We start from the raw sequence: 12,132 nt of genomic DNA on the forward strand, positions 1-12,132 counted from the left end.
CGCAGCCATCAGCCCGTACCGTCTCGATGTCGACCAGGCCGAGCTGGACGATCTGTGGGAGCGGCTCGACCGCACCCGGTGGCCGTCGGCGCTTCCTGGGGTCGGCTGGGCTTACGGCGTGCCGCGCGACTACCTCGAGGAACTGGTCCGGTACTGGCGGTTCGATTATGACTGGCGGGCCGCTGAGACACGGCTGAACGAGTGGCCGCAGTTCACGACCACGATTCTTGGGGAGCGGGTTCACTTCGCACACCTCCGCTCGCCCGTGCCCGGCGCCACTCCGCTGATCATTACCCACGGCTGGCCCGGTTCGATCGCCGAGTTCACGCGGATCGCCGGGCCGTTGGTCGATCCCGCCGCGCACGGTGGTGATCCCGCTGACGCGTTCGACCTCGTGCTGCCGCACATTCCTGGCTTCGGGCTGTCGGGGCCGACCCACTCGACCGGTTGGGGCCCGACCCGGGTCGTGGAGGCGTTCGCCGCGCTGATGGAGCGGCTCGGCTATCCCCGCTACGGCACCCAGGGCGGCGACTGGGGGGCGGTGATCTCCCGCGAGCTCGGGCGGACCCGGCCGGAGCAGGTCATCGGCGTACACCTCAATCTGTTGTCGGCCGCCCGCGTGACGAGCCCACCGGACCTGGCCGCGCTCGACCCGGCCGACCGCTGGGGTGACCTGGCCTCCTGGCGGCAGAGCCAGGAGTGGGACCGCGACCACGCGGGCTATGCCGCAATCCAGTCCACCCGGCCGCAGACTCTCGCCTACGGGCTGACCGACTCCCCCGTCGGGCAGCTGGCCTGGATCGCGGAGAAGTTCGAAGCCTGGAGCGACCCGCACTCCCGCCCCGTCGACCGGGACGACCTGTTGACCAACGTGATGCTCTACTGGCTGACCGGCACGGCGGGGTCGTCGGCCCGGATCTACTACGAGCGTGCACACGACACCTCGTGGGACGCCTCCGCGCCGTCGACGACTCCTACCGCCGTGGCGGTCTTCCCGCACGACAACTTCAGGCCGCGGCGACACATCGCCGAGCGGAGCGACAACATCGTGCGCTGGACGGAGTACGACCGCGGCGGGCACTTCGCCGCCATGGAACAGCCCGAGCTCCTGGTCTCGGACATCCGCGCCTTCTTCCGCGCGCTGCGCCCGGCAGGCTGAGCCCGCCCCGTTCGCCGGCGCCGCCGGCGTGGGCGCGGTGCGGCACACCCGCTAAGGCGTCCTAGGAAGGATCGCGCACGCCCTCGTTCGGTTCGTGGTTTGGTTACATCCGGCCGGTGGCTCGGAGGTTGGTCAGGGCGGCCAGCAGCAGGATCACCCCGACCACCGTGGCGACCCGCTTGCGTCGACGTTGCGCCACGTATGCGTGCCACCAGGCGATCGCCGCCTCCGCGATCGGTGCCGGCGGGCGCCGTTTCGGGCTCAGGAACCTGGCCTGGCGCAGGCCGATGCTGCTGCGCCCCGGTCCGGTCCGGCGGTATCGCGCCAGGCCGGCGCTCGACGTGGTCGACTGGCCGGCCGTGAACGGCGCCGCGGGGAGCCGGCTCGACTGCCGCTCAGCCTCCGATATCGGTGCGAAGAAACCCCGATCGTCGCGGCCCTCTGTTGTCGGGTCGCCGTCGGCTGACCAGCGCGTCGCCGGTCTCCGACCCGGCGAGCCTGTAGGTGTCGGGCTCGGCCCCGCCGAGCCTGTAACTATGCCGGGCGAGCCGCCATGGCGAGGCTCCGCACCCGACCAGCCGCCCCGGTCGGGCTCCACGCCCGACCTGCCGCCATGGCCGCCACCCAGGTCGGGCGAGGCACCGATCGCCGGACACGGCTCCGCCACTCCGTCCGCAGCCTCCGCGGGGTCGGCGCGCAGGACCACCATCTCGACCTCGTAGATCTGCTCGGCCCGCCAGCGCTTGGCGCGGCTCGCCAGCACCTGGCGCAGGTAGTCGTCCGCCGCGCCGGGTCGGCCGAACCAGTGCGCGCGCAGTTCGAGCCACTGCCACCGGGCCGCTACGTCGGTCAGGGCCTCGGGATAGATCTCCTCCGCGTGCCAGGCGTCGCCGGCGAGTTGGGCCGACTCCAGGCGCAGTGCGGTGAGGTGGCGGCCGACGAACGACACGTACCCGTCCGGCGCCTCGGGGGCCATCTTCGGTAGCAGGTCGACCACGGCGCCCTCCTCCACGCGCATCCCCCACCATCATCGCCGCCCCGGCCGGCCCCGCAAGCCCCAGTCGTGACGGCGCTCACAAGTTGATACGAGACCGTTCCGTATCGCATCTCCCAGGCGTACCTTTCCCATGCGATACGAACCTGTGCCGTTTCGTAATCAGAACTAAGAACTATCGGGGGGAGACGGACGTGGAGCAATCCGCCAACACCGGACATCCGAGGCGCTGGGCGATCCTCGGTGTGCTGGTGGTGAGCCTGCTCGTCGTCGTACTGGACAACACGGTCCTCAACGTCGCCCTGCGTACGCTCGCCGACCCGGTGCACGGGCTCGGCACGACGCAGAGCGAGCTCGAATGGGCGATCAACTCGTACACGCTGGTGTTCGCGGGTCTGCTCTTCTCGTTCGGCGTGCTCGGTGACCGCTTCGGGCGCAAGCGGTTCCTGCTGGTCGGCCTCGCGCTCTTCGGCCTGGCGTCGCTGCTCTCGGCGTACGCGCACAGCCCGGCCCAACTCATCGGCGCCCGCGCGCTGATGGGCGTCGGCGGTGCGGCGATCATGCCGGTGACGCTGTCGATCATTTCCAACGTCTTCGACCCGCGCGAGCGGGGCAAGGCGATCGGTGTCTGGTCCGGCGCGGTCGGCCTGGCCATCGCGATCGGCCCGATCCTCGGCGGCACGCTGCTCGAGCACTTCTGGTGGGGCTCGGTCTTCCTGATCAACGTGCCGGTCGTCATCGTCGGCCTCATCGCGGTCGCGCTGCTGGTGCCGGAGTCGCGCAACCCACGCCCCGGCCGGATCGACATCCTCGGCGTGCTGATGTCGGTGGTGGGCCTGGTCGGCCTCACCTACGGCATCATCAAGGGCGGCGAGGACGGCTTCGGCCAGCCCGAGGTGCTGATCACCGGCCTGGGCGGCCTCGCGGTCCTGGCGGCGTTCGTCTGGCACGAGTCGCGGGTCGCGTTCCCGTCGCTCGACGTACGCCTGTTCAAGAGCCCGCGTTTCTCGGCACCGATCGCCGCGATCGGCCTGACGTTCTTCGCGTCGATGGGCGTGTTCTTCTTCAGCTCGTTCTACCTGCAACTGGTGCGCGACTACTCGCCGCTGCAGACGGGCCTGCTGTTCCTGCCCTTCGCCATCGCTCAGCTGATCTTCGCGCCGCGCAGCCACGCCATGGTGCAGCGGTTCGGCGCGAAGGCGGTCACCGCCACCGGCCTGTCGCTGGTGACGCTGTCGCTGATCGGCTTCGTCTTCGTCGACGCGCAGACCGCGGTCTGGTTCCTGCTGCTGGACTTCTTCGTCCAGGGCGTCGGCATGGCCAACATCATGGCGCCGGCCACCGAATCGATCATGTCGGCCCTCCCCCGCGAGAAGGCGGGCGTCGGCTCGGCGGTCAGCAACACGATCCGCCAGGTCTCCAGCGCGCTGGGCATCGCGATCCTGGGTTCGATCCTCGCGGCCGTCTACCGTGGCCAGATCGAACCGACCACGACCGCCCTGCCCGGACCGATCCGCGAGGTGGCCAACGAGTCGATCTCCGGCGCGTACGGCGTCGCATCCGGAGCGGGCGCGGCCGGCAACAACCTGATCGCGGCGGCCAACGACGCGTTCATGACCGCGATGCACTGGGCGGCTGGCGGAGGCGCCATCATCCTCGCCGTCGGCATCGTCGCGGCGCTGGTCTGGATGCCGGGCCGCCAGGCGGGCGCGGATCACGTCCAGCCCGTCGAGGTGGAGGCCGAAGAGTTGGCCACGGCCGGCTGAGGTCAGCAACAATGGACCACATGCCAGCTGCCGAGGAAGCTCCGCGGGCGCCGGGTCGCCCGCGGAGCCTCCGCGTCGACGAGGCCATCATCTCGGCGACCCTCGACCTCCTCGCCGAGGGCACGTCGGTCGAGGTCCTGTCGATCGAGGCCATCGCCACCCGGGCGGGGGTCGGCAAAGCGACGATCTACCGCCGCTGGCCGGGCAAGGAGGCGCTCCTCCACGACGCCCTGGCCACCCTGAAGCACCCCGGTGACGAGGTGGCCGGCGAGTCGGTCCGCGCCGACCTGATCACGCTGCTCAGCCAGGTCGGCCCGGCCAACCACGACCCGCGCTTCGCGAAGATCATGCCGTGCATCGTGCCGCACCTGATGCGGAGCGAAGAGCACTACCAGGCATACCAGGACATCATCGAGCCCCGCCGCAACCGGGTACGCGAGGTCCTGCGCCGTGGTGTGGAAAACGGCGAGCTGCGGGCGGACCTGGACATCGAGCTAGTCCTGGCGATGCTGATCGGCCCGATCCTGGTGCAACGCGTACTGCGCTGGCACCCGGACCTGGACGCCGACAAAATGCCGGAGCAGGTCATCGACGTCCTGATGGCGGGAATAGCGCCGCAATAGCTGCGCTGTCGCGGGTTGTTAGCGGGACAGTGCTTCGAGTGTCAGGTCGACGTCGTGGTCGGTCGAGTAGACGTGGAAGCTCGCGCGGACCCGCCCGGCCCGCACGGCGGCGCGGATGCCCGCGCGCTCCAGTTTGGCCTTGGCGTCGGGCACGTCGACGGTGACGATCGCGCTGCCCGCCGGCGGCTTGCCGAGCCCGACCAGGAACCGGTCGGCGAGCCGCACGTTGTGGTCGCGGATCGCGGCGACACCGATCTCCTCGATCAGCTCGAGCGCCGGCGCCGAGCCGACGAAGCTGTGCCAGGCCGGCGAGATGTCGAACCGCCGCGCATCGTCGGCGAGCCGCAACGGCAGGCCGTAGTAGGATGCGTGCGGATCGGCACCCGCGTACCAGCCGGCCGCCGACGGCGTCATCCGCTCCCGCAGCGCCGGCGAGTAGTAGCCGTAAGCCGTGCCGCGCGGCCCCATCAGCCACTTGTAGCCGCCGGTCAGCACGGCGTCCGCGAGCGAGCCGTCGAACGGCAGCCACCCGCAGGCCTGCGTACCGTCGACGACGACCAACGCACCCGCCGCCCGCGCCGCGGCGACGATCTCCTCGTAGGCCGCGATCACGCCGTCGGCCGACTGCACCAGGCTGAACGCGACCACGTCGACACTCGGGTCGACCGCGCCGGCCAGCTTCTCGACCGGCACCGCGACGACGTCGAGGCCGTGCGCCGCCCACGGAAACACGATCGAGGTGAAGTCGACGTCGGCCACCACGACCTTGCCACCGGCCGGAATCGCGGCCGCGACCGGCGCCACGAGCTGCGAGACCGCACTGCCGACAGAGACGTGCGAAAGCGGCACCCCGATCATCCGCGCGTACGCCGCCCGACAGCGCTGGGTCGCCTCGTCCCACGGCTCCCACGAGGTGCGCCCAACCCGCCAGTCATCGAGCGCGACCTGAAGAGCGTCCCAGGCGGGCTTCGGCGGCAGTCCATAGCTGGCGGTGTTGAGCCAGCCCGGGATCGGCTCCCAGAGCTCCTGCGCAGCAGCAAGATCCATGCGTACGACGCTATCCCCCACCCTCACCGGCCCACACAGTCCAATTCCGGATCCCTGGTTTCAGGACGACCGTGCCGCGTTGCGGTCAGAGGGCGTAGATGCCGTAGCCGAAGCCGTCGATCTTCACCTCCGTCTCGGCGAGCCGGGCGCCGTTTACCTCGAGCGCCCGCACCCCGTCGCCCACCAACCCGGCCGGCAGCGACGCGGTGGCCGGTTCCCGGCGGGGGTTGATCGCCACCAGGTGGGTGCCGCCGCGCGTGTAGACGAACGGGTAGCCGGAGTGCAGCACCTCCACTGGCGACGAGCTGCCCAGCGCCGGCGTGGCCCGGCGTAGGGCGATCAGCCGCCGGACCAGGTTGAGCAGCGAACCCTCGTCCTCCCGTTGGGCGGCAACCGTCGGGCGGGCCGGGTCCGGGTCGATCGGTAGGTAGAGCTGCTCGGCCGGCGCCGTCGAGAAGCCGGCGTTGGGCGACGCGTCCCACTGCATCGGGGTGCGCGAGCCCGTGCGGTTGTTGAGCGGCGCCAGCATGCTGCCCTCTTTGTCGGGCAGGTCCGGGATGTAGCGCATGCCGATCTCGTCGCCGTAGTAGATCGTCGGGAGGGTCGGCCAGGTCATCAGGAACGCGTACGCGGCGCCGACGTGCTCGCGGGACCTGCTGCCCGTGACCAGGCGGGCGTAGTCGTGGTTGGCCGTCGGCAGCGCGATCTGGCCGGTGCCGCCGATGACCTCGGCCGCGTTCTGCCACTGGGTGACGAACTCGGTGATCGCCCCGAGCCCTTCGGCGTCGAAGAAGGCGGGCTCCGCCGGCCACGCCGGGTCGGCCGTCCCGACGCCGAGGTGCCACAGCGACAGCAGCGCGTTGCCCCGGAAGTGCAGGAAGAAGTCGGCGTGGAAGCCGGCCGGCACCGCGACCGCGGGGTCACCCCACTCGGGAATCAACACGTTGTCGGGATAGGCGCGGTCGATCCAGGTGCGCATCTCGCCCCAGAGCCGGCCCGTCTCCACGTACCCGGGATCGTCCTTGACCAGAGACGACGCCATGTCGACCCGGAAGCCACTGATGCCCCGGTCGAACCAGAACGCCATGATCTCGCGCAACGCCTCGCGGTTGGCCCGCGGCCCGGGCGCGTCGACCGGCTGCCGCCAGGGCTCGCGCGCGTCGTCGCGGGCATAGCCGAAGTTGAGCGCCGGCTGGCACGGATAGAAGTTGAGCATGAAGTAGCCGCCGCGGCTCCCCGGCGTCGGCGCCCACGCACCAGCCGGCGAGCCCACCTTCGGCGACCAGATGTAGCGGTCGTCGGCCGGATCGTCGGCCCACGCCCGGAACCACGGGTGCTGGTCGGACGTGTGCCCGGCGACCAGGTCGAGCATGACCCGGATGCCCCGCGACCGCGCGGCCTCGGCGACGGCGACCAGGTCGTCGTTGCCGCCGTAGCGCGGTGCGACCGACAGGTAGTCGCTCACGTCGTAGCCCGCGTCGGCGAACGGCGAACGGAACAACGGGCTGAACCACACGGTGTCAACACCCAGCCACTGCAGGTAGTCAAGCCGCTCGAGAACGCCGGCGAGATCACCGATCCCGTCGCCGTTGGAGTCGGCGAAGCTCTGCGGATAGATCTGGTAAAGGATGGCGTCGGCCAACCAGGCGGGTGCGGTGCGCGGCTCGTTCACGCTGCTCACGTTACCGGCGGACGGGAGAAGTCTCGCGTTCGACCACTGTGGACTGTGGATAACCCAACAAGTCAGTCCGGCGCCTTGGCGGCCGCGCCGGCGACGCAGAAGAACCCCGCGACGACGCTGCCGACGACCAGGACTGGTCCGTACCACCACGCGTAGCGAGCGGCCTCGTCGTTGGCCAGCGCACCCACGACGAGAACCACCGGCCCGACCAGAACAAGGGCCGGCAGGGCATAGCTGACACCGACGGCGGTACGCGGCCCGCCGGTGAGCCGGCCAAGGGGCCGGCAAGGAGCGCGGCCACCGCCATCAGCAGAGCGCACAGCAAGGTCCACGCGCCGACGAATGCCGGGATCGCCGCCCGATCACCCTCCTCACCAGTGAAGGGAAACGAGGTGCCGGCGGCGACCTCCTGCTGAAACCAGACTGTTGTCAGCCGCGTCAGCAACCAACTGCACGCGAAAAGACCCAGACAGATCGCGGGCGCCAGCCACCGCAACCGCCCGAGCAGTCGCCAACGCGCCTCAGTCCACTCGATCCCGCGCACCGACCCACCTTAGGAGGGCCGCGCGACCGGCGGGCGTCACGAGCCGGAGCCCACGTACGACGTGGATCATGCGCGCGAAGACCGACCGCGAACTGGCCGAATGACTGAGACGAACACCGGGAACACGTGCTCGGGTGCGGTGTCGCCAGCGGTGGCCGGCTCCAGATCTGACCAGGCCACAACTCCGGGATGCGGATCGGCCGCGATCAGCGCCACGACCGGAGACGGGTCGAGCACCACTTCGAAGCGACCGCCGAAGGGCAACGCGTCGGGACCCGTCGAACGCATCGAACAGCGAAGCTGGCCAGCCTGCTCGTCGTACCAGGCATAGAACGTGGCAGTCCCGTCGTCGCCACCGTGGCGCGCGCGCAGCCCCGCGCCGACGTCGACCAGTGCCTGGGAGACCAGGTCAGCATCGACAGGCCCCGGCGGAATTCCGAACCACACGGTGTTCGCCGGCGACTCTCGCTCCGGGTTCGCGGGGTCGAGGACCGTCCACTCATCGAGGTAGGACCGGATCAACCCGGCCAGATCAGCTGACACGCCCCGCCCCCGCCTAAGCCGAATGCGTCGATCAGGGCCATCACGTCGTCGGACACCTCCGACGAGGCGAGATCACAACCCTATGGATATCCGATGCTGCGCCAGTTGTGGGATCAGGCGCGCTGCGGTCTCGAAATCGGCGTCCTCGTGCAGCACGACGAGCTTGAGACGAATCGCGGTGGCGCACACGAGATGGTCTGCGACGGAAAGTCCTTGATGCCGGCTCTGCGACGCCAGCTCACGTCGCACGGATGTGACCATGGCCCACACGTCGTCCGGCACAGGAACCCAGGGGTAGGCGGCTCGGAGCTCCTCCTCGGCCCGGGCGTAGCTCTTGGCGTCGGCGATCGTGAGCGTCTCGACGAGCACGGGATCACAGATAGCGACAAGCCCTCGATCGACCGCGTCATACCAAACCGGATCGACCTGACGCCGAATGATTCGGACCAGCGCGCTCGTGTCGACGAGGTACTTCACTTGTCGAGCTCGTCGAGCCGGTCGAAGTCGAACCCACCCTCATCCGCGAGGCGCTGCAGGCTTTCCAACGCCACGCGTCGGCGTTCCCGCGAAGACTCGACCGCTTGCCGCAGCGCCTCGTTCACCGTGTCTTTCTTCGTCGCGGTGCCCAGAGCCGTCGTTGCTTCCGCAAGAAGATCATCGTCAACGTCAATCAGGGTCTTCGCCATTCCAACACCTCCAAGCGGAGGATATCCACGACCCTAACGGATATCCAGCCGGCAGCCAGGATATGCGTGTGACCTGCCTGCCAATTGAGATGACAAGACCCCCGAGTCTCGTCGGGGGTCTTGGGAGCGAATCCGTGCGTCAGGCGTCGATCAGGGCCATCACGTCGTCGGACACGTCGAAGTTCGCGTACACGTTCTGGACGTCGTCGCAGTCTTCGAGCACGTCGATCAGCTTGAAGATCTTGCGGGCGCCTTCCTCGTCGAGCGGCACGTTGACGCTCGGCACCAGCGACGACTCGGCCGACTCGTAGTCGATCCCCGCGTCCTGCAGCGCCGTCCGCACCGGCACGAGGTCGGTGGGCTCGGAGACGACCTCGTACGCCTCGCCCAGGTCGTTGACCTCTTCCGCGCCCGCGTCGAGGACGGCCAGCAGCACGTCGTCCTCGGAAAGCCCGGTCTTCGGGACGATCACGACACCCTTGCGCGTGAACATGTACGACACGGAGCCGGCGTCCGCGAACGAGCCGCCGTTGCGGGTCAGCGCGGTGCGCACCTCGGTCGCCGCCCGGTTGCGGTTGTCGGTCAGGCACTCGATCAACAGGGCGACACCGTTGGGGCCGTAACCCTCGTACATGATCGTCTGGTAGTCGGCCCCGCCGGCCTCGAGCCCCGACCCACGCTTGACCGCGCGGTCGATGTTGTCGTTGGGAACGGAGCTCTTCTTGGCCTTCTGAATAGCGTCGTACAGCGTGGGGTTACCGGCCGGATCGCCACCACCGGTGCGCGCCGCGACCTCGACGTTCTTGATCAGCTTGGCGAACATCTTGCCGCGCTTGGCGTCGATGACGGCTTTCTTGTGCTTGGTCGTCGCCCACTTTGAGTGGCCGGACATGGATGACCTCCGAAATAACCCCAGTTGGGCAGCGGAAACGGGCGGGCTGGGCTGCCCAAGCCACCAAGTCTACCGACGAGACGCGTGCACGACCCAGCCGGCTTAGCCGAGATGATCCAAGAACAAGATCAAGGTCATGTCCCGGGTCCGCCGTGGGCGCGACCGTCGCTCCCGGGGACCGGGCCGGGCCCGAGGGGGCCCGACCCTGCCAGGTCCGCCGTGGGAAAGCTCAAAGACACAAGCCGCGACGCGAAGCGGACCTCCGACGCAGCGCAGAGTCACACCCAACCCGGCACATTCGCTGGCCAGCGACAGCGGGCAGCTCCTCGCCCAACGTAACCGGATGGACCGGCGACCCGGACGGTGCCAAGCGCGAGGGATCGCTGCCCGGAAACCCGTACTCAGGCCGCTTCCCGGACCATCTCCACGAAGAGCCCGTGCAGGCGAAGGTCTCCGGTCAGCTCAGGATGGAACGACGTCGCCAGCGCCGCTCCCTGCCGCACCGCCACGACGTGCGGCGCGCGTACCCCGTCGGCGCCCGCGCGCGAGATCGAGCCCAACACCGACACCTCGTCGCCCACCGACTCCACCCACGGCGCCCGGATGAAGACGGCGTGGAACGGGTCGGACAGGCCCGAGACCGACACCGGCGCCTCGAACGAGTCCACCTGCCGACCGAACGCGTTGCGTCGCACCGTCATCGAGATCGCACCGAAGCTGCGCTGGTCGGGACGCCCGTCCAGCACCGACGAGGCCAGCATGATCATGCCCGCGCACGAGCCGTAGACGGGCATCCCGTCGGCGATCCGTTTCGCGATCGGGTCGTACAGTCCGAAGTCGACGGACAGCTTGCTCATCGTCGTCGACTCGCCGCCCGGGATGACCAGGCCGTCGACGTCGTCGAGCTCGGCGGGCCGGCGCACCGGCACGGCGGTGGCGCCACCGGCGGTCAGCGCGCGTACATGCTCACGCACGTCGCCCTGCAGGGCGAACACGCCGACGACGGGGCGACCGCTCACCAGCCACGCTCGGCGAGTCGGTGCGGCTGCGGGATCTCGTCGACGTTGATGCCGACCATGGCCTCGCCCAGGCCGCGGGACACCTTGGCGAGCACGTCCGGGTCGTCGTGGAAGGTCGTCGCCTTGACGATCGCGGCCGCGCGCTCGGCCGGGTTGCCGGACTTGAAGATGCCGGAGCCGACGAACACGCCCTCGGCACCCAACTGCATCATCATCGCCGCGTCGGCCGGGGTGGCGATGCCGCCTGCGGTGAACAGGACGACGGGCAGCTTGCCGGTCCGCGCCACCTCGACGACGAGGTCGTACGGGGCCTGCAGCTCCTTGGCCGCCACGTACAGCTCGTCGGAGGACAGCGACGTCAGCCGCCGGATCTCCCCACCGATCTTGCGCATGTGGGTCGTCGCGTTGGAGACGTCACCGGTGCCCGCCTCGCCCTTCGACCGGATCATCGCGGCGCCCTCGGTGATCCGCCGCAGCGCCTCACCCAGGTTGGTGGCGCCGCACACGAACGGCACGCTGAACGCCCACTTGTCGATGTGGTTGCTGTAGTCGGCCGGCGTCAGCACCTCGGACTCGTCGACGTAGTCGACCCCCAGCGCCTGCAGGATCCGCGCCTCGACGAAATGCCCGATCCGAGCCTTGGCCATCACCGGAATCGAGACGGCGTTGATGATCCCGTCGATCATGTCGGGATCGCTCATCCGCGAAACCCCACCCTGAGCCCGAATATCAGCCGGCACCCGCTCGAGCGCCATGACCGCGACGGCCCCCGCGTCCTCAGCGATCTTGGCCTGCTCCGGCGTGACCACATCCATGATCACACCACCCTTGAGCATCTCGGCCATCCCACGCTTGACCCGCGACGTACCGGTGACGCCGCCCTGCTCGGTGGACTCGGTCACTGTGGCCACACTCCTTCTCGCCGAAACCTTCGCCAAGCCAGAGTAGTGGGGAATTGGCCCCTAACCGATATCCAATCAACCCCCCGGTGGCCTGCCTAACACCCATAGACCAACCAACATCACATTCGGCTCCCGAGCCGGGCCCAAACGACAGATCAACACCAAATTCGGCTCCCAGGTCCGTCGTGGGCGCGACCGTTGCTCATTGGGTGATCCTGGTGCTGCCTGGTTGTTGGATGGCCGGGTAGCACCTGGGCCGTTAGATCATCGCCAACC

13 protein-coding genes are annotated in these 12,132 nt (G+C 69.3%); 3 read left to right on the forward strand and 10 right to left on the reverse strand.

The window, feature by feature from the left end:
* Positions 1-7: 7 nt before the first annotated feature.
* Entirely contained in the window at positions 8-1,159 is a 1,152-nt protein-coding gene (locus CHC05_RS39625) for an epoxide hydrolase family protein (protein ID WP_218824823.1), read from the forward strand.
* Positions 1,160-1,262: 103 nt separating this feature from the next.
* Here CHC05_RS39625 and CHC05_RS39630 read toward each other — a convergent pair whose 3' ends face one another.
* Positions 1,263-2,177: a hypothetical protein gene (locus CHC05_RS39630; protein WP_089255898.1), complete on the reverse strand. Its 915-nt coding sequence runs from the start codon at positions 2,175-2,177 to the stop codon at positions 1,263-1,265.
* 170 nt (positions 2,178-2,347) lie between these two features.
* Between CHC05_RS39630 and CHC05_RS39635 the strand changes: the two genes are divergently transcribed.
* Both CHC05_RS39635 and CHC05_RS39640 read left to right on the forward strand, forming a co-directional pair.
* On the forward strand, positions 2,348-3,919 hold the full coding sequence (locus CHC05_RS39635) for an MFS transporter (RefSeq protein ID WP_089255901.1): 1,572 nt from the start codon (positions 2,348-2,350) through the stop codon (positions 3,917-3,919).
* 20 nt (positions 3,920-3,939) lie between these two features.
* The gene (locus tag CHC05_RS39640; protein WP_089255925.1) at positions 3,940-4,542 is read left to right on the forward strand and encodes a TetR/AcrR family transcriptional regulator; all 603 of its coding nucleotides are present in this window, start codon (positions 3,940-3,942) and stop codon (positions 4,540-4,542) included.
* A gap of 18 nt (positions 4,543-4,560) precedes the next feature.
* On the opposite strand, the gene CHC05_RS39645 is transcribed toward CHC05_RS39640, so the two are convergent.
* The 9 genes from CHC05_RS39645 to pdxS all read right to left on the reverse strand — a co-directional run bounded on the left by CHC05_RS39645 (position 4,561) and on the right by pdxS (position 11,856).
* A complete protein-coding gene (locus tag CHC05_RS39645; RefSeq protein ID WP_089255903.1) occupies positions 4,561-5,589 on the reverse strand; it encodes an aminotransferase class V-fold PLP-dependent enzyme in 1,029 nt (342 codons plus the stop codon).
* An 85-nt stretch (positions 5,590-5,674) separates the two neighbouring features.
* Positions 5,675-7,261 carry an alpha-amylase family glycosyl hydrolase gene (locus CHC05_RS39650; RefSeq protein WP_089255905.1) on the reverse strand — a complete coding sequence of 529 codons (1,587 nt, stop codon included), beginning with the start codon at positions 7,259-7,261 and terminating at the stop codon, positions 5,675-5,677.
* A gap of 71 nt (positions 7,262-7,332) precedes the next feature.
* Positions 7,333-7,470 (reverse strand): hypothetical protein, encoded by a 138-nt coding sequence (locus CHC05_RS41940; RefSeq protein ID WP_179266589.1) that lies wholly within the window; start codon positions 7,468-7,470, stop codon positions 7,333-7,335.
* Between the two features lie 410 nt (positions 7,471-7,880).
* On the reverse strand, positions 7,881-8,336 hold the full coding sequence (locus CHC05_RS39655; RefSeq protein WP_144022986.1) for a hypothetical protein: 456 nt from the start codon (positions 8,334-8,336) through the stop codon (positions 7,881-7,883).
* Positions 8,337-8,429: 93 nt separating this feature from the next.
* Entirely contained in the window at positions 8,430-8,834 is a 405-nt protein-coding gene (locus CHC05_RS39660; RefSeq protein WP_089255909.1) for a PIN domain-containing protein, read from the reverse strand.
* Positions 8,831-9,043 (reverse strand): type II toxin-antitoxin system VapB family antitoxin, encoded by a 213-nt coding sequence (locus CHC05_RS39665; RefSeq protein WP_089255911.1) that lies wholly within the window; start codon positions 9,041-9,043, stop codon positions 8,831-8,833. Before CHC05_RS39665 ends, CHC05_RS39660 begins: the two co-directional genes overlap by 4 nt.
* Positions 9,044-9,182: 139 nt before the next feature.
* Positions 9,183-9,935: a YebC/PmpR family DNA-binding transcriptional regulator gene (locus tag CHC05_RS39670; RefSeq protein WP_089255913.1), complete on the reverse strand. Its 753-nt coding sequence runs from the start codon at positions 9,933-9,935 to the stop codon at positions 9,183-9,185.
* A gap of 401 nt (positions 9,936-10,336) precedes the next feature.
* The gene (gene pdxT / locus CHC05_RS39675) at positions 10,337-10,954 is read right to left on the reverse strand and encodes a pyridoxal 5'-phosphate synthase glutaminase subunit PdxT (RefSeq protein ID WP_089255915.1); all 618 of its coding nucleotides are present in this window, start codon (positions 10,952-10,954) and stop codon (positions 10,337-10,339) included.
* Entirely contained in the window at positions 10,951-11,856 is a 906-nt protein-coding gene (gene pdxS / locus CHC05_RS39680; protein ID WP_089255917.1) for a pyridoxal 5'-phosphate synthase lyase subunit PdxS, read from the reverse strand. The genes pdxT and pdxS overlap by 4 nt, the downstream gene beginning before the upstream one ends.
* Positions 11,857-12,132 lie beyond the last annotated feature (276 nt).

This window comes from Asanoa hainanensis (assembly GCF_900188485.1).
GTDB classification, from domain to species: domain Bacteria; phylum Actinomycetota; class Actinomycetes; order Mycobacteriales; family Micromonosporaceae; genus Asanoa; species Asanoa hainanensis.

What these genes read in the sequence shown, in the direction of transcription:
- CHC05_RS39630 (WP_089255898.1), bottom strand. Translation starts at nt 2,177, where the DNA reads ATGCGCGTGGAGGAGGGCGCCGTGGTCGACCTGCTACCGAAGATGGCC.
- CHC05_RS39640 (WP_089255925.1), top strand. Translation starts at nt 3,940, where the DNA reads ATGCCAGCTGCCGAGGAAGCTCCGCGGGCGCCGGGTCGCCCGCGGAGC.
- CHC05_RS39645 (WP_089255903.1), bottom strand. Translation starts at nt 5,589, where the DNA reads ATGGATCTTGCTGCTGCGCAGGAGCTCTGGGAGCCGATCCCGGGCTGG.
- CHC05_RS39665 (WP_089255911.1), bottom strand. Translation starts at nt 9,043, where the DNA reads ATGGCGAAGACCCTGATTGACGTTGACGATGATCTTCTTGCGGAAGCA.
- CHC05_RS39670 (WP_089255913.1), bottom strand. Translation starts at nt 9,935, where the DNA reads ATGTCCGGCCACTCAAAGTGGGCGACGACCAAGCACAAGAAAGCCGTC.